Source organism: Actinacidiphila alni (genome assembly GCF_900112845.1).
Taxonomy (GTDB): Bacteria; Actinomycetota; Actinomycetes; order Streptomycetales; family Streptomycetaceae; genus Actinacidiphila; species Actinacidiphila alni.
In genome coordinates, this window is record NZ_FONG01000007.1 from 251,522 (window position 1) to 271,338 (window position 19,817).

Annotated in this window: 19 protein-coding genes; 9 read left to right on the forward strand and 10 right to left on the reverse strand. The window is 71.6% G+C overall.

The annotated features are described in order from the left end of the window. Nucleotides 1-30: 30 nt before the first annotated feature. From BM076_RS14250 to BM076_RS14260, 3 genes are all read right to left on the reverse strand, one after another. The gene (locus BM076_RS14250) at nt 31-3,654 is read right to left on the reverse strand and encodes a LamG-like jellyroll fold domain-containing protein (protein WP_245796047.1); all 3,624 of its coding nucleotides are present in this window, start codon (nt 3,652-3,654) and stop codon (nt 31-33) included. 872 nt (nt 3,655-4,526) lie between these two features. Further along, the gene (locus BM076_RS14255) at nt 4,527-4,823 is read right to left on the reverse strand and encodes a DUF397 domain-containing protein (protein ID WP_093713862.1); all 297 of its coding nucleotides are present in this window, start codon (nt 4,821-4,823) and stop codon (nt 4,527-4,529) included. Then, complete coding sequence (locus tag BM076_RS14260; RefSeq protein ID WP_093713863.1) at nt 4,823-5,707, reverse strand: helix-turn-helix domain-containing protein; 885 nt, start codon at nt 5,705-5,707, stop codon at nt 4,823-4,825. Before BM076_RS14260 ends, BM076_RS14255 begins: the two co-directional genes overlap by 1 nt. A gap of 234 nt (nt 5,708-5,941) precedes the next feature. Here BM076_RS14260 and BM076_RS14265 point away from each other — a divergent pair, with 234 nt between their 5' ends. From BM076_RS14265 to BM076_RS14280, 4 genes are all read left to right on the forward strand, one after another. Further along, the gene (locus tag BM076_RS14265; protein ID WP_245796048.1) at nt 5,942-6,391 is read left to right on the forward strand and encodes an ATP-binding protein; all 450 of its coding nucleotides are present in this window, start codon (nt 5,942-5,944) and stop codon (nt 6,389-6,391) included. 37 nt (nt 6,392-6,428) lie between these two features. Beyond that, nucleotides 6,429-6,917 carry a DinB family protein gene (locus BM076_RS14270; protein ID WP_093713864.1) on the forward strand — a complete coding sequence of 163 codons (489 nt, stop codon included), beginning with the start codon at nt 6,429-6,431 and terminating at the stop codon, nt 6,915-6,917. Between the two features lie 68 nt (nt 6,918-6,985). Further along, nucleotides 6,986-7,624: a response regulator transcription factor gene (locus BM076_RS14275; protein ID WP_093713865.1), complete on the forward strand. Its 639-nt coding sequence runs from the start codon at nt 6,986-6,988 to the stop codon at nt 7,622-7,624. Nucleotides 7,625-7,703: 79 nt separating this feature from the next. Further along, a complete protein-coding gene (locus tag BM076_RS14280) occupies nt 7,704-8,414 on the forward strand; it encodes a DinB family protein (RefSeq protein WP_093713866.1) in 711 nt (236 codons plus the stop codon). Here BM076_RS14280 and BM076_RS14285 read toward each other — a convergent pair. From BM076_RS14285 to BM076_RS14295, 3 genes are all read right to left on the reverse strand, one after another. Further along, a complete protein-coding gene (locus BM076_RS14285; protein ID WP_093713867.1) occupies nt 8,408-8,986 on the reverse strand; it encodes a DUF4240 domain-containing protein in 579 nt (192 codons plus the stop codon). The genes BM076_RS14280 and BM076_RS14285 overlap by 7 nt on opposite strands. A gap of 93 nt (nt 8,987-9,079) precedes the next feature. Next, a complete protein-coding gene (locus tag BM076_RS14290; RefSeq protein WP_245796049.1) occupies nt 9,080-9,751 on the reverse strand; it encodes a maleylpyruvate isomerase N-terminal domain-containing protein in 672 nt (223 codons plus the stop codon). Further along, nucleotides 9,748-11,196 (reverse strand): MFS transporter, encoded by a 1,449-nt coding sequence (locus BM076_RS14295; RefSeq protein WP_093713868.1) that lies wholly within the window; start codon nt 11,194-11,196, stop codon nt 9,748-9,750. Before BM076_RS14295 ends, BM076_RS14290 begins: the two co-directional genes overlap by 4 nt. Before the next feature lie 140 nt (nt 11,197-11,336). On the opposite strand from BM076_RS14295, the gene BM076_RS14300 reads away from it, so the two are divergent. The 3 genes from BM076_RS14300 to BM076_RS14310 all read left to right on the forward strand — a co-directional run bounded on the left by BM076_RS14300 (nt 11,337) and on the right by BM076_RS14310 (nt 14,022). Further along, a complete protein-coding gene (locus tag BM076_RS14300) occupies nt 11,337-11,987 on the forward strand; it encodes a class I SAM-dependent methyltransferase (RefSeq protein ID WP_093713869.1) in 651 nt (216 codons plus the stop codon). Nucleotides 11,988-12,051: 64 nt separating this feature from the next. Next, on the forward strand, nt 12,052-13,008 hold the full coding sequence (locus BM076_RS14305; protein WP_093713870.1) for an N-acetylmuramoyl-L-alanine amidase: 957 nt from the start codon (nt 12,052-12,054) through the stop codon (nt 13,006-13,008). Nucleotides 13,009-13,185: 177 nt separating this feature from the next. Next, a complete protein-coding gene (locus BM076_RS14310) occupies nt 13,186-14,022 on the forward strand; it encodes a hypothetical protein (RefSeq protein ID WP_093713871.1) in 837 nt (278 codons plus the stop codon). Between the two features lie 251 nt (nt 14,023-14,273). Here the strand turns inward: BM076_RS14310 and BM076_RS14315 are convergent, their stop codons facing one another. Beyond that, the gene (locus BM076_RS14315; protein WP_093713872.1) at nt 14,274-14,816 is read right to left on the reverse strand and encodes a hypothetical protein; all 543 of its coding nucleotides are present in this window, start codon (nt 14,814-14,816) and stop codon (nt 14,274-14,276) included. 217 nt (nt 14,817-15,033) lie between these two features. On the opposite strand from BM076_RS14315, the gene BM076_RS14320 reads away from it, so the two are divergent. After that, the gene (locus tag BM076_RS14320; RefSeq protein ID WP_093713873.1) at nt 15,034-15,321 is read left to right on the forward strand and encodes a hypothetical protein; all 288 of its coding nucleotides are present in this window, start codon (nt 15,034-15,036) and stop codon (nt 15,319-15,321) included. A 19-nt stretch (nt 15,322-15,340) separates the two neighbouring features. Here the strand turns inward: BM076_RS14320 and BM076_RS14325 are convergent, their stop codons facing one another. Genes BM076_RS14325 through BM076_RS14335 form a run of 3 tightly spaced genes read right to left on the reverse strand, consistent with a single transcriptional unit; the run spans nt 15,341 to nt 18,692 of the window. Beyond that, complete coding sequence (locus BM076_RS14325) at nt 15,341-16,459, reverse strand: glucosidase family protein (RefSeq protein ID WP_093713874.1); 1,119 nt, start codon at nt 16,457-16,459, stop codon at nt 15,341-15,343. Continuing rightward, on the reverse strand, nt 16,456-17,250 hold the full coding sequence (locus tag BM076_RS14330) for a class I SAM-dependent methyltransferase (RefSeq protein WP_093713875.1): 795 nt from the start codon (nt 17,248-17,250) through the stop codon (nt 16,456-16,458). The genes BM076_RS14325 and BM076_RS14330 overlap by 4 nt, the downstream gene beginning before the upstream one ends. Continuing rightward, the gene (locus BM076_RS14335) at nt 17,250-18,692 is read right to left on the reverse strand and encodes a glycosyltransferase family 4 protein (RefSeq protein WP_093713876.1); all 1,443 of its coding nucleotides are present in this window, start codon (nt 18,690-18,692) and stop codon (nt 17,250-17,252) included. Before BM076_RS14335 ends, BM076_RS14330 begins: the two co-directional genes overlap by 1 nt. Nucleotides 18,693-18,901: 209 nt before the next feature. On the opposite strand from BM076_RS14335, the gene BM076_RS14340 reads away from it, so the two are divergent. Continuing rightward, on the forward strand, nt 18,902-19,537 hold the full coding sequence (locus BM076_RS14340) for a TetR family transcriptional regulator (RefSeq protein WP_093713877.1): 636 nt from the start codon (nt 18,902-18,904) through the stop codon (nt 19,535-19,537). The last annotated feature ends 280 nt before the right edge of the window (nt 19,538-19,817 follow it).

Genomic DNA, 19,817 nt, shown 5'->3' on the forward strand with positions numbered 1-19,817 from the left:
CGGGGGTAACCGACTGCTGGTGCGGGCAGCTCAGTCGCCGACCGTGTCGACGATCTGCTGCTGGTCGGTCATCGCGCCGGCCCAGATCCGCAGGTCGGTGATGCTGCCGGGCAGGTAGTGGCCCCAGCCGGTGCCGGACGGCCCGCGCCCCACAGCGAAGTCGCCCGATCCGGCCGCCGCGGCGTACTCCTGATCAGTGCCGTTCTGGTTGTCCCCGACGAAGAGCCGGACCGTCCCGTCCTGCGCGTCGAAGATTCCCGTGAGACGTACGGGGGTACCGGCGGCGGCCGGTTCGTCGGACGTCACGCCGGTGAAGGTGCCGTCGGCGTTGAGTCGCCCGAAGTGCCAGAAGCCCACCGGCACGGTGCTGTCGGTCTCGGGATCCGTATCGGTGCCGGTCAGTTGGTACCAGAGCCCCCACGACGAGCCGTCGGCAGTGCGCTGGCCTGTCACCTGGACAGTGGAACCGACGGGTTCGGCCGCCAGGGTGCCGGAGTCCAGGGACACCTCGGTGGTGACGGTGAAGGAGCCGGTGTCGTCGATCACCGGCCCCGGGGTGCCGGCGGCGCCGTCGGTACCGTTCAGCACGAGTGACGTGCCGTCGAGCGTGGCGCCGCCGGAGGTGGTCAGGGTGCGGCCGTAGCCGGAGGCGGTGTCGGTCAGGGTGCTGCCCGTGGCGCCGGACGGGTCCCAGGCGGCGGTGAGTTCGACCTGTGCCTTGCCGTCGGAGTTCAGCAGGCGTGCCTCGTCGGACGCCTCCTGCGGGGTCAGGGCCCGCTGCCAGACCTTGACCTCGTCGATGCTGCCGGGGAAGTTGTACTGGTACGTCCCCCACTTGTAGCGGCCGATCTGGAAGGGGCCGGTCGCGGACCAGGAGCCGGTGACGGTGGCCGAGCCCTGCGAGACGCCGTTGACGTAGAGGGTGCTCTGCTGGGTCGACGGGTCGTAACTGCCCACCAGTTGCGTCCAGATGCCGGTCTTGGCGGGTGTGTCGGAGGCGACGCCGTAGTACGCGGTGCCGGTGTTCGCGTCCTGCTGCTTCACACCGAAGAACCAGGTGCCGAGGCCGTGGTCGTAGCCGAGGATGAACGGGCTGTACGTGACGCCGTCCTGGGAGAGCACGATCGCGTTCGGCGTGAGGGTGTCGAGCTTCACCCACGCGGAGACGGTGTACGCCGACCGGGTCTCCAGCACCGGTCCCGCCGTCGAGGCGTAACCCGACGTCCCGTCCAGGCGCAGGCCCTTGTCGGGGGTGGTGCCGCCGTTGCCGTCCGGCAGGTCGCCGCGGCGGCCGTTGTCGTCGCGGGTCGCACCGGTCGAGAGCGTCGCGTTGTGCTGCTGCGCCGCCACGGTGGTGGAGGTGTCGATCGCCTGGCCGCTGCTCTCGTCGAAGTTCCACTGCGCGACGGGACCGGCGCCGGCCGCGACGAGGAAGTCCTTGACGGTCTCCGCGCCCCAGCGGCCGACGACGTCCTTGGCCCGTACGTCCAGGTGGTACGTGCCGGCCGCGGGCGGTTTGACGGTCACGCTGGTCTGCCCGTTCGGCAGGGCGATCCAGGCGTCGCCGGACGACAGCTTGTACTCGTACGCGACATTGCTGTCGCCGGACGCCGGGCCGAAGGTGAGGGTGCCCGCCACCCCCGGACCGCCCGCGGCCAGGCAGGAGTTGGGCAGGCACTCGCTGTACGTGCTGGTGAAGGCGATCGACGGCGCCTTGGGGGCGGTGGAGTCGACCTTGAAGTAACACCAGCCGGTGGTCGAGCCGTTGGAGGGCCCGGACAGATAACTGGTCTGGTTGTCGTAGTAGGAACGGGTCCAGGTGCGGTAGCGGTACAGCGTGCCGTCGGTCAGCGTCGGGGCGGTGGCGACGCCGGGCGAGACATTGTCACCGACGAAGCCGCTGGTGGGCCGGACGATGTCGGCGAAGGCGCTGGACCACGTGGCGGTGGACGCCGTGTACTTGTCCATGCTGAACACCGAGCGCAGCCGAGCGCCCGACTCACCGCCGGCCGCGGTCTGCGGCACCGACGACAGCGCGGGGGTCGGGTCGGAGATCACCGACGGGTCGGCGCTCTTGGTCGAGCAGACCGTGCCGCTACCGGTGACCAGGCCGATCTTGGTCGGCAGCGCCGGGTTGGCGACGTAGTTCACCGACAGTGTCGCGTCGTTCTTGAACCGCTTCCACGCCGAGGTGTCGGACTCGTCGTGCGCCCGCAGCTCCAGGGTGAGTTTCGCGAATTTGCCCGCCGCGAAATTCGCCACGGTGGGGGTGAGGTTCTCGTTCGTCTCGTCCGGGTTGTCGGCGAACTCGATGGGCGCGGCGGGCGAGTTCGGGTCGCAGGAAGAGCCGCGGCCGGCCGAGAAGGAGCGGTCGACCATCAGGTCGAGTTCCGCGGGGCGGGAGGACCAGGTGGTGGACGAGGAGAAGTTGTTCGTGCGCTCCAGGTCGGTCCAGCGCGCGGCGCACTGGAAGGCCCAGGGCGAGGTCACCCGGAAGGTCGCCTTCAGCACCTTCTTGCCCTTGAGGGCGCCCGGGGTGAACTGGAAGTACAGCCGCTGGGTGTAGCCGGGGCCGCAGTAGTAGCCGTCCCAGGTGCCGCAGTGGCCGTCGCCTTCGCCGTTCGTGCCGTTGGCCCAGCCGTAGCTCTTGTACCCGTCGCTGCGCAGCAGGGTGCGCTCGGGCGAGCCGGAGGCGAGCGACACGTCGGGGTCGATGTACAGCGGATACGCGGCGGTGTCGGTGGACGCCAGCAGGTGGGGGTCGGGGACGACGGTGACGGCGGAGGCCGTCAGGTCGAGCGGGGTGGTGGCGGAGGTGGCGCCGGGGGCGGGGCCGTCGGTGCCGTCTTCGCTGTCCGCCGGGGTGGCCTGGGGCTGCACGCCGGGCGTCGCCTTGGTGCCGGGTGTCGCCTTCGCCGCTCCGGTCGCGGCCTTCGCGTTCTTCGCGTTTTTCGCGGCCTCGGCTCCGGTGCCGTGCGAGTCCCACATCTGGGCGGCCGGGGAGGTGAACAGTTGCTGCCCGTCCGGGCCGATCGCGGCGAAGCCGCCGTCCGCGGTGCGGCCGACGTCGAGGCCGGAGGTCCGCAGCCCGAACGCGATCCGCTTCAGCCGCGGGTCGGCCGCCGCCTTGGGCGTCCTCACCACCAGCACCTCGCGGTAGCCCTGGGTCGTGGCCGTCATCCGCAGGTCCACGTCGGGCAGCACGTCCGCGTACACGGCGCTGTCGCCGTCGAGCGTCGGCGCCGGCAGGGTGCCGGGCCAACTGAACGTCATGGTGCGGCCGTTGCGGCCGATCGTCACCAGCGGGGTCTTCCCGCCACCGGAGAAGGCCAGGTCCACGGCGGCGGCCCTGGGCGCCACCGTCCCGTCCGCCCGCCGCGCCAGTGTCGCGTCGGGGGTCACCCACGAGCCGTCCGCCGCCGCCACCCGCACCGGCACGGTCGACTCGTCGAGCCGCATCGTCACGCCGTCCGGATTCGCGTACGTCGTGGTGGTCTCGGTCCGCTCCCCCACGACCTCCACCGGGGCACCGGACGCCTTCGCCCGGTCCAACGCCCGCTCGGCCTCGGTCTGTTGCCGCGGCGCGGTCCCGCTGTCGGCCTGCGCGCCGAGCGGCGTCAGCCCTGCCCACAGCACGGCCGCGACCGCACCCACGGCGGCCCCCCGCCACGCGAGTCTCCGCACTCCCCGAACAGCACGACTCTTCACGCCCGCCCCCACCCCTGCCCGACCCCAACTCCCCAATGAGCGATGTGGATTCTGTGGCCACGCGGTGATGCCCGTCAAGTTTTTTCGTGAATGGGAAGTGGAATCCGGACCACCTGATCGCGGGCTCTGCCCTTTCGGGTATACCCGTCGGAGTACGCGCGCCCGCACCGCCGGCGTACGGCCGTCACGGAGGTGGGGTGAGCCCGGCGTACGCCTGTGAACAGGGCGGAGCCCGGTCCGCCGCCGATACGGGGAAGACGGGGGACCGGGCCGCCCATGTGTCCGGCCACTGCCAGGAGAAGGGAATTCTCCGGCCGTCCGACAATCCGCGTCAAGCGTCTCGATAAACCGGGAAGCGGAATTCCTTCGTCCCCGGGATACGTACTCCGGGGTTCGTGAACCCCGGAGTACGTATCCAATTGCCCGACCGGTACGAGCCATTCCCCGCCCCGATATCGGACACTTCGCCGTCCGGTCTCCCGCGCGGGCCCCGGCCCGGACGGACGATGGACGCGACCCCGGACAACTCCCACGCCGAGGTGACGTCACCGGACGAGGCCGAGTAGCCCTCCGGCCCGTGCCGTCGTCGCCGTCGTCGCCGTCCTCGGTGACGACGGCACGGGCCGGGCCGAATTCCCGGGCTGGCCGCCGTCGCCCAATTCGACGCCCTGTACGAGGTGTGACGGCAGGGCCGCATCACATGCGGCCTGACGCTGCACATGTCCGACGGCGCCCGCCACAAGCGGCTGTGGCAATCCGGCGAACCGGCCCACCGCCTCCTCCCGATCCTCGGCCCCCGTCCCACCGCCTGACCCCGGTCAGACCAGGGGGAATTCGCCGTCCCGGACGGCCCCGGTGAAGGCTTTCCAGGCTGCCGCCGGGAAGACCAGGGCGGGGCCCTGGGGGTCCTTGGAGTCACGGACGGCCATCGCCCCGCCGCCGGGGAGGCGGGCACCTTCGACGCAGTCCCCGCCCGTGTTGTCGCTGTAGGTCGACTTGAACCAGTCGACGGTCGGGCCTGTGTCTCCTACGCAGGCACCGCCCCGGCCGTTGCCGTGGCCAGACGCGCCCCCATCCGTACAGGGGATGAGGTCAGACTCGGCGCTCGTTGCCATCAATGCTCCTTGATCGCTTCCTTGATCACGCGGAGGGACTCGTCCGGTCCCAGCGCCTCGGCTTGCAGGTCGGTGAAGGCGTTCGCAAACCGCTTGACGTCTGCGTCGTCCCGCTTGACCCAGGTGTCGGCGAGATGCTCGATGTGGACCAGCGGCTTGAGTCCCAGTCGTTCCGGGAAGCGAAAGATGCAGAACGGCCCGTTCATCACGCGGCTGGCGCCCGCTGCGAACGGCATGACCTGCACCTTCACGTTCGGGCGCGACTCCACCGTCTCCACGATGTGGGCGAGCTGATCGCGCATGATCTGTGGTGTTCCTACCACGCGGCGCAATACGGCCTCGTCGACGACCGACACGTAGCGCAGCGGCGACTCCTCCCGAACGAGGACTTCTTGGCGCGTGATCCGGATGTCCACCACCCGATTGATTTCATCCGCCGTGAACTCCAGATCCGAACGTCGATGGATCTCACGAATGTAATCCTCGGTCTGCAACAACCCCGGCACGAAGCCGACTTGACACAGCTGCGTCGTCTCGGCGGCAGCCTCCAGATCGAGGAACGCCTTGAAGCCGGGCTTCAGAACCGAGCGGTACTCGGCTGTCAGCCACCAGTCCCGGTTGGTCTTGGTGACCTTCGCGTAGCTGAGCAGAACGGCGCGGCGTTCGGGGTCAGCGCCGTAGATCTCGCACAGCGCCATGACGTCGGTCGGCTCGACGGTCGTGTTCTCCCCGGTCTCAAGGCGGGTGAGCTTGGACGGGCTCCAGAGCAGCTTCTTCACCACCTGGGCGCCCTTGAGCCCCGCTGTCAGGCGGAGTTGGCGCAGCTCGCTCCCCAGTTGGAGGCGGCAAAGAGCCGGGCTGGCCGACTCCCTGTCTGTCGTCATCCGTTCACCTCTCCCCGAAATGTTGCGCACCGGCGTGGAACGTTCTGCGCGTACGCGAAACGTTCTGCGCCGCAGCGGGAGATTCCACCCGCCGTGGAAAAGCACTGTTCGGGCACGGGAATTCACGCCAAAGCTTGGCCAGCAGAATTCCAACTACCCGGTGCCACCGTACCGTTACCGATGCCACGCTTGGAGGAAATTGCTGACGTAAAGCAGCGCATCCGCCTCCGGAGAGTGACCAACGACATGCTCGACGCACCGCCGCCCGCAGCGGCCGACGCGGCCGCACCCGTAAAGCTCTGGCCGCCCACCGCGTGGACCGTGCACAGGGCGCGGCACGCCCTCGTCGACGTCCTGGACGAGTGGGAGTTGGACGAGTTGGGCGACGTCGCCCAACTCGTCCTGTCGGAGCTGCTGACGAATGCCGTACGGCACGGCCGCGTGCCCGGGCGGGACATCGGGACGCGGTTCCTGCGGCTGGCCGAGGGCGGTCTGCGGATCGAGGTGCACGATCCGCGCGAGGCGGGGCCGGCGCCGCGGACGGCGGGGGCGTGGGACGAGGACGGGCGCGGCCTCGCGCTGGTGGAGGCGCTGACGGCGGGCCGTTGGGGGACGGCGACGCGGGAGGGCCCGGGCAAGCTCGTATGGGCCGACCTTCTCCCGGAGGGAGCTCGGCTGCCGTGACGGCCGCCTTGTCGGTGGCGGCTGGCACCATGCGGGGATGGACACGGACAGCCAGGAGAAGAAGGCCCTCTCGGCGTTTCTCGCGGCGCAGCGAGCCAGCGTGCTGGCCATTGTCGACGGGCTCGACGCGCGGGCGCTGACCACGCCGGTCGTGCCTTCCGGCTGGACACCCCTCGGGCTCATCGAGCATTTGGGGCACGCGGAGAGGCACTGGTTCCAGGAGGTCGTCACCGGAGCGGCCGAGCCGTTGCCGTGGCCCGACGACCAGGCGCCGCTGACGACACCGCGGGCGCCGGAGGCGGTCTTCGCCTTCTACGAGGAGCAGTGCCGGCGTTCCGACGCCGTGATCGCGCGCACCCCGTTGGCGGCGCTTCCGCGGGGCCGTCACCACGAACCTCTGGGGGACGAACTCGCCGATCTGCGCGGGATCGTCCTGCATCTGATCGAGGAGACCGCGCGGCACGCCGGCCACTTGGACATCGTCCGCGAGCTCCTCGACGGGCGAACGGGGCTCGGGCCCCGTTGAGCGCCTGCCCGCGGCAGCCGGGACCGGTGCCCGGGCTCCGTCTCCGGCGCACGCCCTAGGCTGGGGGGATGACTGAGCCCAGTGGCGAGCGTGCCGTGCCGCCGACGCGTGTGCTGCTTGCCGAGGATCAGGGGATGATGCGGGGGGCGCTGGCGCTGCTGCTGAATCTGGAGGACGACATGGAGGTCGTCGCCCAGGTGGCGGCGGGTGACCGGATCGTGGCGGAGGCGCTGGAGGCGCGGCCGGACGTGGCGTTGCTGGACATCGAACTGCCCGGACGCAGCGGTCTTGACGCGGCGGCGGAGCTGCGCAAAGTGCTGCCGGAGTGCCAGGTGCTGATTCTGACGACGTTCGGGCGGCCGGGGTACCTGCGGCGGGCGATGGAGGCGGGCGCGGCCGGGTTTCTGGTCAAGGACGGGCCGGTGGAGGAGTTGGCGGACGCGGTGCGGCGAGTGCTGCGCGGCGAGCGGGTGATCGACCCGGCGCTGGCCGCCGCCGCGCTGAGCGCGGGTCCGAGCCCGTTGACGCCGCGCGAGCAGGACGTGCTCAATGCCGCCGCCGACGGCGCGACCGTCGCGGACATCGCCGCCCGCGTCTTCCTTTCGGAGTCGACCGTACGGAATTACCTGTCGGCGGCGATCGGCAAGACCGGCACCCGCAACCGTATGGAGGCCGTGCGGCACGCCCGGCAGAACGGCTGGCTGTAAATCCGTTCGCACCCCCGCAGCGGGAGGCGTTAGCTTCCGGCGAAAGGCTCGAAGAGCCTGACCACGAGGGGAATCCGCGATGGCGACCGACGACGTACGCACCGACCGGCTCAGCGTGCTGCTCGACCAGTTCGACAAGGCGCGGGAACAGGCCCAGGTGCGGCTGACGGGGCTCACCGACGAGGAGTACCTGTGGGAGCCGGTCGCGGGGTGCTGGTCGGTCCGGCGCCGGGGCGAGGCGACGACGCCCCGGGCGTACGGGCCCGGGGAGTGGGTGCTCGACCTGGGGGCGGCGGACATCCCGGGCGGCGAGTACGCGGAGGTCGCGCGGCAGGCGGCGAGCGGGATGAGCGTCGCGCAGATCGCCGAGGACTGGAATGTGAGCGAGGCCCGGGTCGAGGAGGTGCTCGCGCACGAGGGCGAGCCGGAGCCGGACCGTACGGCGGTCACGACCATCGCGTGGCGGCTCTGCCATCTGCACACCGGCTTCGCGGGCGGCTGGGAGTGGGCGTTCGGCGGGAAGAAGCAGGACCCCAAGCTGATGGTGGACTTCACGCCGGACGCCGCGCTCGCGCTCGACCGTTTCTGGGCGGCGATCGACCAGTGGCGCGACAGCATCGGCACCCTCACCGAGGAACAGCTCGACACGGTCGGCTTCTCGACGTATCCGTACGGCTCCGACGCCTACGACCCCTTCGTGAGCGTCGTGGCGGGCGGCAATCTGGAGTTCATCCACCACATGGCGGAGATCGCCGTCCTCCGTGACCTGTGGCGCGCCGGCCGTCAGTGATCCGCGTAGTGGTGGGCGTAGAGCGCGGTGAGCCGGGGCAGCCGCCGCGCCATTTCGGCCCGGTCGTCGAAGTCGAAGCCCCAGTCCGGGTCGAGCACCGGGTAGCGGATCGTGAACGACTTCGCGGGCAACTGCTCGCCGGTCGCCCGCAGATGGGCGTTCCAGACGATGCCGAGCACCGCTTCGCAGTCCAGCTCCTCCCACTCGGCCGCGGCGGCCCGTACGGCCGGGAGGTCGGCGAGCGTGTCCGGGTCGGCGGTGACGCGCTCGAAGACGTCGCGGCCCTGGGCTATCAGCCAGCCGCGGAAGTAGTCGAACCCGTCGTCGGAACAGCCGCCGTTGATCGTGTACGCCGCCGCCCACAGGGGGTTGGTGTACGACGCGGCCATCGCGTCCCACAGCGCCTGCTGCGCCGCGACGATCTCCGCGGGCGGGCGCGCGGCGAGCAGCGCCACAGCCGCCTCGGCGACGGCCTCGCCGTCGACACAAGTGCTTGCTGAACCGTCCGCCGGGCCCGCGGCCGCCCGCTCCCGCGCCGCGCCGATCAACTGCCAGAAGTCTTCGCTGTCCATGGCTCCGCAGCATGCCACCCGGCACTGACAACGCCCGCCGGGCGGCGCCGTATCCGCGCTCGGGCCCGTATCCGCCCCCCCTGGGCCACCGCCTCAGCCGAAGAGCGGGAACCGCCCCGCGTCCTCCCCCAGCGCCGCCCGCTCGGCGGCCGTCAGCGCCGCCCGCCCGGTCGCGGCCCGCGCGTACCGCTCGTCGCTCCACGCCACCGGTACGGGCCGCCCGAGCAGTCCGTCGAGCGTGGCCCGTACGGCGGCCAGGCCGGCGGCCGACGGGGGCGGCGCGTCCGGGAGCGCGACGGTGAGGTCCAGGTGGTGGACGGTCGCCTCGACGGCGAGCGTGGTCACCAGATCGGCGGCGGTCAGGACGTGGCCCTGCGTACGGACGAGAGAAGCCTCGTCGGCCGCCTCCGCGGCAGTCGCCGCGGCCGCGGCCGTCTCCGCGTACAGCTCCCGCAGCTGGTCGAAGACCAGGAACATGCTGGCGCTCACCCGTACCCAGCGCCGCCCGTTGGCCGCGCCCGCGGTGCCCGGCTCCCAGTCCTGCCAGTACGTGACCGCGTCGCGGTCGGCGAGGCCCGACGCCGGGGTGTGCAGGGCGACGAGCCCCCGCTGGGCGTCGGCCAGGCAGTGGAAGACCAGATCCCTGACCGCCCAGCCGGTGCACCCGGTGGGCAGCCAGGACCCGTCCTCGTCAAGGCCGTTGACGACGGCGGTGAAGGCGCCGTACGCGTCCCGCAACGCCGTCGCGGGACGATCGAGGATCACGACACCGCCTTCGGCGTCGGCTTCGGCAGCAGCGTCGTCAGCGCGGTGCCGGCCACCAGGAAGGCGGCGCCGAGCAGGAAGGCCAGGGAGTAGCCGGAGGTCGCCGCGTGGGTGGCGGTGGCACCCGCCTCCGTGCGGGAGGTGATGCGGTCGGCCGCGGCCGTCGCGAGGATCGTGAGGCCGAGGGCGCCGCCGAGCTGGCGGGAGGTGTTGAGCAGGCCGGAGACCAGGCCCTGTTCGCCCATGCCGACGCCCGAGGTGGCGGCCGCCGCGATCGGGGTCATCATCAGGCCGGCGCCGAACATGGTGAGGACGCCGGGGCCGAGGATCGAGGTGAGGAAGGCGCCGTCCACGGTGAGGCGGCTCTGCCAGGCCAGGCCCGCCGCCGAGATGATGCCGCCGGTCGCGCCGATGATCCGGGCGTCCACGTAACTCATCAGCCGGGGCGCCAGTTTGGAGCCGACGATGATGCTGACGGTGTGCGGCAGAAAGGACAGGCCGGCCTTGACCGGGCTGTAGTGCAGCACATTCTGCATGTAGAGCGACAGGAAGTACCAGGTCGCGAAGGTCGCGGCGCCGACGGCGAGCAGTACGGTGTTGGCCGCGGACACCGAGCGGATGCGGAACAGCCGCAGCGGCATGAGGGGTTGGGCGGTGCGCGCCTCGACGGCGACGAAGCCCGCCAGCAGCACCAGGCCCGCGATCAGCGGCAGCAGGGACGTCGCCGACGTCCAGCCGTGCGACTCGCTCTCGGCGATGCCGTACGCGAGGGCGGCGACGCCGCCGGTGACGAGGACGGCGCCCGGTATGTCGAGCTTGCGGCCCGCGCCGCCGCGGCTCTCGGTGAGCCACAGGGCGGCGCCGACGATGACGAGCGCGCCGATCGGCACATTGACCAGCAGCACCCAGCGCCACGACAGGTAGTCGGTCAGCAGACCGCCGACCAGGCCGCCCGCCGCGCCGCCGCCGGCGCCGACGGCCGTCCAGGTGCCGATCGCCCGGGTCCGCTCGGGGCCCTCCGGGAAGGACGTGGTGAGGATCGCCAGGGTGGTCGGGGCGAGCACGGCGGCGCCGATGCCCTGGAGGGTGCGGGCGCCGATCAGCATCGCCGACGACTGGGCGAGGCCGCCCGCCAGGCTCGCCGCGGTGAACAGGCCGAGGCCGGTCAGGAAGGTCCGCTTGCGCCCGAAGAGGTCGGCGGCCCGCCCACCGAGCAGCAGCAGCCCCGCGAAGGTGATCGCGTACGCGTTGACCACCCACTGCTGCCCGGTCTGGCTCAGCGACAGCGCCGTCCGCATCGACGGCAGCGCCACATTCACCACGGACACGTCAAGCACCACCAGGAACTGCCCCGCGCACACCGCGAGCAGCACCGCCCACGCCGGCGGCGCGGCCCGCCCCGTACGCCGTACCGTGTCCTCGCGCTGCCCCAGGAGTTCGCTCATACGTCCATGCTGCCGTCTCCCCCGTCACGCAAGCATCGTCATTTCGACCTACACCCCTCCCCTGCGCCGGCCCTAGGCCGACGGCCCCGGGCGCCCCGGGCGATGTCCGACCCCCGCCGTAAGGTCCATAAGGTGAGGTCATGACGGATGTGGTCGCGGCGTTCGAGGCCGCCAAGGGGTTTATGCCGCGGGACGAGGGGATGGCGCTGTACGGGGCGGCGCGGGAGGTGGCGGGGCGGTTGGGGCTGCCGTTGCTGGAGGTGGGGACGTATTGCGGGCGGTCCACGATTCTGCTGGCGGACGCGGCGCGGGAGGCCGGGACGGTGGCGGTGACCGTGGACCACCATCGCGGCAGCGAGGAGCAGCAGCGGGACTGGGGCGGGGGGATCTATCACGACCCGGAGCTGGTGGTGGACGGGGCGAGCGGGCTGATGGACACGCTGCCGACGTTCCGCAGGACGCTGCACGAGGCGGGCCTGGAGGAGCACGTGATCGCGGTGGTGGGCCGGTCGCCGCAGGTGGCGAAGGTGTGGCGGCAGCCGCTCGGCCTGGTCTTCGTGGACGGCGGGCACACCGACGAGCACGCGGGCGGCGACTACGAGGGGTGGGCGCCGCTGCTGGCGGTGGGCGGGCTGCTGGTGATCCACGACGTGTTCGCCGACCCGGCCGAGGGCGGGCAGGCGCCGTACCGCATCTACCGGCGCGCGCTGGCCTCCGGCGTCTTCACGCAGGTGTCGGCGACCGGCTCGCTGCACGTGCTGCGCAGGACGCCCGGCGACTTCGTTCCGTAACGGCCCGGTAGCGGCTGCGTAGCACCGCTTCGGGGATCTGTGCGGTGCCGATAGAGTCGCGGGCGTGTCCAGGAACGAGTCGTACGGGGGCGGCAGGGGCCGCACCGTGATCATCGCCGTCGCCGTCGTGGTGCCGGCGTGCCTCGCGGGCGCTCTGGTCTACCACGAAGTCGGCGGCTCCGACCCGGACAGCGCGGTGCAGGCGGCGTCCGCGACGACGGACGGCACGCCGGCCGCGGCCCCGCGGATGGACCCGACGAGCACCGCGACCACCCGCAGGCCGCCGCCCTCGACGACGCCGAAGCCGCCGACCATCAAAGCGCCCGGTTCGCTGGGCCTGAAGCCGCTGGCGGGAAAGACCGTCGTCCTCGACCCCGGGCACAATCTCAACAACGCCAAGCACACGGCGGAGATCAACAAACTGGTGGACATCGGCACGGCGCACAAGGAGTGCGACACCACGGGGACGGAGACCAACGCCGGTTACCCGGAAGCGTCGTACACCCTGGACGTCTCGCACCGGGTGCGGGCGATCCTCCAGGCGCGCGGCGCGAAGGTGAAGCTGACCTACGACGGGGACCGGTCGTACGGCCCGTGCGTGGACGAGCGGGCCCGGATCGGGAACCAGGCGCACGCGGACGCGGCGCTGTCGATCCACGCGGACGGCGCGCCCGCGTCGGCGTCGGGTTTCCATGTGATCGCGCCGAAGTCGGTGCACGCGGGAATTGCCGACACCCGGAAGATCGCGGCGCCTTCGCTGGTGCTGGCCACGACGCTGCGGTCGCATTTCGCCTCGGCGACGGGTGAGCATTTCGCGGATTACCTCGGCGGCGGCAAGGGGTTGACGGTCCGCGACGACCTCGGCGGGCTCAATCTGTCCACCGTGCCGAAGGTGTTCATCGAATGCGGGAACATGCGCAATGCGCATGACGCCAAGTCGTTGACGGACCCGGTGTGGCGGCAGCACGCTGCCCAGGGGATCGCCGACGGCCTCACCGCCTTCCTCGAAGGGAAGAGGTGACAGGGCTGTAGCAGTCCGGTATGGATCGTGCAGCAATGGTCATACCCGGCTGTCTGGTCATGATCACACCCGTACGATGGGGCACCGCCCGAATGAGTACCACAGCAGCACAACACCCAGCACAACATCACAACGGCACGACCGAACGAACCGAACTGACAAAGGACAGGACCTGACGTGAACATCCGCTCCCTGACCCGAGGAGACGGCGCGGTGATCGGAGCAGCGGTGCTGCTGCTGATCGCCTCGTTCCTGCCGTTCTTCAGCTTCAAGTCCGCGTTCAACGGCGCGTCGAGTTCACGGAACCTGTGGCACTCGGACATGTTCCCGACCCTGCCCTCGGTGACGCTGGCCGCGCTCGTGGCCGCCGCGGCGGTGCTGCTGTCCCGGACGGGTCCGCTCGTCGGGCGGCAGATCCTCGGCCTGACCCTGGAGCAGTGGGGCATCGCGCTCTCGCTGTTCGTGGGCTGGACCGCGGTGTGGGCGACGCTCTTCGACAACCCGGACGGTGTCGACAAGGGCGCCGGCAACTGGCTGACGCTGCTGTTCGGCATCGCCATCGCCGTGGTGGCGCCGCTGTCCAACAAGCTGCCCGCGCTCAAGGCGCCGCTGCTCGGCGCGCCGAAGCCGGCCCAGCAGCCGTACGGTGTCGGCCCCGGCGGCCAGCAGCCGTACGCGGCGGGCCCGCCGCAGGCCGGTTACGGCTACCCGGGCGGCGCGCAGTCGGTCGACCCGTCCTACGGCCAGCAGGCCCAGCAGCCGTACGGTGCGCAGCAGGCCGCGCCGCAGCCGGTCGCCGCGCAGGCCCCGTCCTCGGACTTCACCGCCTTCTGGTTCGCCGTTCCGGTGCCGCGCCCGTTGTACGCGGAGGACAACTCGGGCACGCAGATCGCCGAACTGACCCCGGGCACCTGGTACCTGGCCGTCGACCAGCGCGGCCCCGCGCTGATCGCGCAGACGCAGGACGGCCGGCGCGGCGTCCTTCAGGACAGCAGCGGCATCCAGCGCGGCTGACCTGACCAGCCGGCCGCCTGGCCGGCTGACCGATCGGGCGAGCCGCAGCGACACAGCGGCCGGTCCCGGCCCCGGATTCCCTCCGGGCGCCGGGACCGGCCGTTTCGTTGTCCTCGTCCGTACGGGGACGGCGGCTTTTGCGTGCCGCTTTACATGGAGCTTTACGTGCCGCGCCGCGGTCGTGATGTCCGTGCCGGGCCGATGGGCCGTACGGGGTACGCGCGGGGTACGTGCGGGGTCGCCGGAAGCGGCTAGCCGCCGATGTCGGACAGTGACGGCACCTTGTCGGTGACGTCCGCTCCGGCGTCCTTGCCCGCCTGCTTCACCTTGTTGATCACGTCGTCGAAGCTGGACACGACGGAGTCGGTGGAGTCGCCCTTGCGCAGCTTGGACGGCAGGTCCTTGAGCGCGTCGATGCCCGCGGTCAGCGGTGCCACGGCCTTGCTCAGCGTCGGGTCGCCCTTGGCGTTGGTGGCCGCGGCCTTCAGCCTGTTGTAGGCGAACCCGCCCGCGAGACCGGCCTTGACCAGCGCGAACGTCCGCCCGTTCGCGCCCTTCTTGAACTTGCCCGCCCGGTACGGCTTCACGATCCACTGGTACGTGGCGCCGGCCGCGAGGCCCGCGTTGGCCACGAAACGGGTCTTGGCGAGCTTCTGCCGCTGGGCGGAGCTGGTCGGCGAGGCACCGCTGGTGGACATGTCGTCCGAGGAGTTCCCGCAGGCGGCGACGGTGAAGAAGACGGCGGCGAGCAGCAGCGCGACGATCGAGCGGCGCAGCGGGATGCCTGTCGGCACGGGGACCTCCGGGTGACGGGTCTGCGGTCTGTCGCAGCTTCACCCGGCCGCGGTCCGTCCGCCACCCGGGCGCGGCCCGTCCGCCACTCGGCCGCCCGCTCGCCCCGCGACCTGGCCTTCCGGTCATTAATGGCCAGAACATGACACTCCGCACCCGGTCCCGGCCGGCCGGTTCGAAAGGGAGTTTCACCGCGGAGACTCGGGCAATGCGAGGGTCATGGCCAGACGGTATGGCGGTAACCCCGCCGCGGCGATCATCCTCCTCGTCGCAGACATCGCTGCACTGATCCTGATCCTGTGGATCATCTTCTTCGTGTTCGACGCCAACCGCGCGAACGACCTCGTCAACTGGGTCCATCACTCGGCGAATTGGCTCGCGGGCTGGTCCAAGGACCTGTTCACGGTGGACAACGCCAAATGGCGCACCGTGCTCAACTACGGTCTGCCCGCGGTCGTCTACCTGCTGATCGCGCACGCGATCGCGGGCCGGGTCAACCGCGCCTGACACCCTGCCGGGCCGCCGCTCAGCAGCAGCCCGTCCTGCCGGTCACCTCGGGTTCGAGCCCGACCGGCAGCCGTTCCCCGCCGAAGACCGCGGTGGTCGCCTCGTCCCCCCCGAGCGCGGCCACCGCGAGCAGTACGGCGGCGGCGGTCCAGGTGGTGCGCTCCAGCGGCCAGACGGCGTCGTCCTCGAAGACGTAGCCGGTCCAGTACATGCCGTCGTCGGCCCGCAGATGGGCCATGTCGGCCAGCAGCCGCACCGCGCGGTCGGACTCCCCCACCGCCCAGAGCGCCAGGGCGAGTTCGGCGGTCTCGCCGCCGGTCACCCACGGGTTGGGCACCACGCAGCGCACCCCGAGGCCCGGCACCACGAAGCGCGCCCAGCCCTCCTCGATCCGCGCCAGCGCGCGCGGGCCGCGCAGCGCGCCGGACAGCACCGGGTAGTACCAGTCCATGGAGTAGCGGCTCTTGTCGAGGAAGCGCTCGGGGTGGCTGCGGATCGCGTGGCCCAGCGCGCCGGTCGCCAACTCCCAGTCGGGCTGCGGCTCTTCACGGTGCTCGGCGAGCGCGAGCGCGCAGCGCAGCGCCTGATGGACCGACGAACTCCCGGTCAGCAGCGCGTCGTCGACGACCGCGCCGCCCTCTTCCGCGGGCTCCCGCTTCCAGCCGATCTGGCCGCCGGGCCGCTGGAGCGCCAGCACGAATTCCACCGCCGCGAAGACGGTGGGCCACAGCCGTTCCACGAACGAGTCGTCGCCGGTGGACAGATAGTGGTGCCAGACGCCGACGGCCACGTACGCGCAGAAGTTGGACTCCTTGGAACGGTCGGTGGGCCGCTCCGGATCGCCGTCGTGGTAGGCGGCGTACCAGGAGCCGTCCTCGTTCTGGTGCCGGGCCAGCCAGGCGTACGCGGCCTCCGCGCGGTCGTGCTCGCCCGCGGTGTCCAGCGCCATCGCGGCCTCGACGTGATCCCACGGGTCCAGGTGGTGGCCGCGGAACCACGGGATCGCGCCGTCCTCGCGCTGCGCCGCCGCGATGCCGCGGACGGTGGCCGCGGCCTGCTCGGCGGAGAGCACACCGGGCAGCACCAGCCGCTCGGCCCGTTCCGGCCTGCGCCGGGGCTCGCGGCGGGGAGGGGTCACGCCGGGTCCGCGATCGTCGCGTCCGCCGTCGCAGGGTCCGCGATCGCCGGGTCCGCGATCGTCGCCGCGTCCACCGGCAGGTGCGGCTTGGTCGCGTACGCCACGAAGCTCTTGCCGATCAGCGGGTTCAGTGCCTGTTCGGCGACCCGGGTGGCCAGCGGTTTCTTCATGATGTCCCAGACCAGGAGCTTGTGGTACAGCTTCACCGGCAGGGCCTTGTCGTTGTCCACGCCGACCGCGCACTTGATCCACCAGTACGGCGCGTGCAGGCCGTGGGCGTGGTGGGTGCCGTACGGGCGCAGGCCCGCTTCCCGCATCCGGCCGAGGAGTTCGTCGGCCTTGTAGATGCGGATGTGGCCGCCTTCCACCTCGTGGTACGCGTCGGACAGGGCCCAGCAGACCTTTTCCGGGCCGTAGCGGGGCACGGTCACCGCGATCCGGCCGCCGGGGCGCAGCACCCGGACCATCTCGGCGAGGACGCCCTTGTCGTCGGGGATGTGCTCCATCACCTCGGAGATGATGACGACGTCGAAGCTCTCGTCGGGGAAGGGGAGTTGGAGGGCGTCGCCCTCCATGGCCACCGCGGAGGCGCCCTCCGGTGCCTCGCCCTCGGCCTTCATCGCCGCGAACCAGCGGGCGACTTCACGGATTTCGTCGCCGTTGCGGTCGAGCGCGACGACGTGCGCTCCGCGCCGGTAGCACTCGAAGGCGTGGCGGCCCGCCCCGCAGCCCAGGTCCAGCACGCGGTCGCCTGCGGCGAGCGGGAAGCGGGTGAAGTCGACGGTCAGCATCAGCTTTTGCTCCCTACGGGACCGGGTTCAGTCTCGGTTCGCCCCGAGGGGGCGGTGCTCTTCCCCTCCGGGGCGGTGCGCGTCACCACCGGCCCCAGGGGGGCGGACGCCGTTGTTCTCGGGCCGCCCGCCGGTGGGGGCTGGTCGCGCAGTTCCCCGCGCCCCTTCGGGGCGCTTCCTCGGTGGGGGTGGGACGCGATGGCCTGGTGGTAGAGGGCCACCGTCGCCTCGGCGGCGCGGGTCCAGGTGAAGTGGGCCAGGACGCGGGCGCGGCCGGCGGCGGCGAGACGGCGCCGGAGGGCGGGGTCGGCCAGGAGCCGTTCGAGGCCGGCGGCGAGAGCGCCGGAGTCGCCCGGGGGGACGGCGAGACAGGTCTCGCCGTCGGGCCCCGCGACCTCGGGGATGGCGCCGCCGGTGGTGGCCAGCAGCGCGGTGCCGGTGGCCATGGCCTCGGCGGCGGGCAGTGAGAAGCCCTCGTAGAGGGAGGGCACGCAGGCGACTTCGGCGCCGCGGATGAGATCGACGAGTTCGGCGTCGCTGATGCCCTTGACGAACCGCACGGCCTCTTCGAGGCCGAAGCCGTTGATGGCGTCGGCCACCGGCCCCTTCTCGGGGCGTTTGCCGACGACGACGAGATGGGCGTCCGGCCGCTGCGTCCGCACCTTGGCGAGCGCTTCGACGAGGAAGACCAGACCCTTGAGCGGAACGTCGGCGCTGGAGGTGGTGACGATCCGGCCGGGCACCTCGGGGACGGCCGGGTCGGGCGAGAAGAGCCTGGTGTCGGCGCCGATCGGCACGGTGTGGATACGGCCGGGCCGTACGCCGAGATCCTCGACGATCTCGTCGCGCGAGGAGCCGGAGACGGTCACCACGGACGGCAGCCGCCGGGCCACCCGCTTCTGCATGCGCGTGAAGCCGTACCAGCGGCGTACCGACAGCCGCCGCTTCCAGTCCTGCGCGGCGGCCAGGTCGAGGCGGCGGTCCACGGTGATCGGGTGGTGCACGGTGGTGACCAGCGGCAGGCCGAGGCCGAGGAGCCCGTAGCCGAGCGTCTGATTGTCGTGCACGACGTCGAACTCGGCGCGGCGGGCGGCGAGATGGCGGCGGGCGCGCAGGCTGAAAGTGAGCGGTTCGGGGAAGCCGCCGGTCCACATGGTGGCGACTTCGAGCGCGTCGACCCAGTCGCGGTACTCCCCGCGCCCGGGCGTACGGAAGGGGTCGGGCTGCCGGTACAGGTCGAGGCTGGGCAGCTCGGTGAGGGTGACGCCCTCGCCGACGGAGTCCAGTACGGGGTAGGGCTGCGCGCCGATCACCTCGACGCGGTGGCCGAGCGCGGCCAGCTCGCGCGACAGGTGCCGGACGTACACGCCCTGGCCGCCGCAGAAGGGATTGCCCTTGTAGCTGAGCAGGGCGATCCGCAGCGGCCTGGCCTGTGAGGTCACTCCGGCCCCCTTCTCAGTTGCGATCGAGCCGGAGCGTAACCGCTGTCGCGCTAATCTAGAACAAGTTTCAGACGTGATGGTACAGAAACCGAATCTACCGGCCGCCGGACGGTCGGTTCACGCCGTCACGGGTGATTCGCACCACGACACCCGCCCTGCCATCATGCACGCAGCGCGGCACACCGGCAGCACGGCAGGGGATGAGGCAGATGACCACGGACTCCAGGCCGTCCGCCGCCGCCGTACCGCTGGTGCCGCCGCCCTCGCCTCCGCTGACCGAACGGCAGGAGGCACGGCGGCGGCGGATCCTGCACGCCACCGCCCAGCTGGCCTGCCGCGGCGGGTTCGACGCCGTGCAGATGCGGGAGGTCGCCGAGACGTCGGAAGTGGCGCTCGGCACGCTCTACCGCTACTTCCCTTCCAAGATCCATCTGCTGGTCGCCACGATGCAGGACCAGCTCGGGCAGCTCCACGAGACGCTGCGCAAGCGGCCCCCGGTGGCGGCGGACCCGGCCGAGCGGGTCGCCGAGACCCTGATGCGGGCCTTCCGCGCGATGCAGCGCGAGCCGCATCTGGCGGACGCGATGGTGCGCGCCCTGACCTTCGCCGACCGGTCGGTGAGCGCCGAGGTCGACACCGTCTCGCGGCTGACCACCGCGATCATCCTGGACGCGATGGGCCTGGACGCCGCCCCGACCGCGGAACAGCTCTCGGCGGTCCGCGTCATCGAGCACACCTGGCACTCGGCGCTGGTCACCTGGCTGTCGGGCCGCGCCTCGATCGCCCAGGTGAAGATCGACATCCAGACCGTCTGCCGGCTGATCGACCTCACGGCGCCCCGGTAGTCCCTCCCGTGCCGCCCGGCGCGGCCCCGCCGGGTGCGGAGCGGCCCCGCCGGCCGCCCGGCCGCACACCGGCCCTTCACGGGAGCTTCACCGGGTCCCCGCGGGCCCGCCGTCCGCCGTACCGTCGTTCCCGGCACCCGGGAAACCGCATACCCGGTCAACCGACCTGCACCCAAAGGGAGTTGACTGTTCGCGTGCGCGGGAGCGCGCGAAGGATATGGGGCAATAGTGCCCCACTGCAACCTTGTCTCCGAAATTTCCAGAAACGATCTGGACCCCG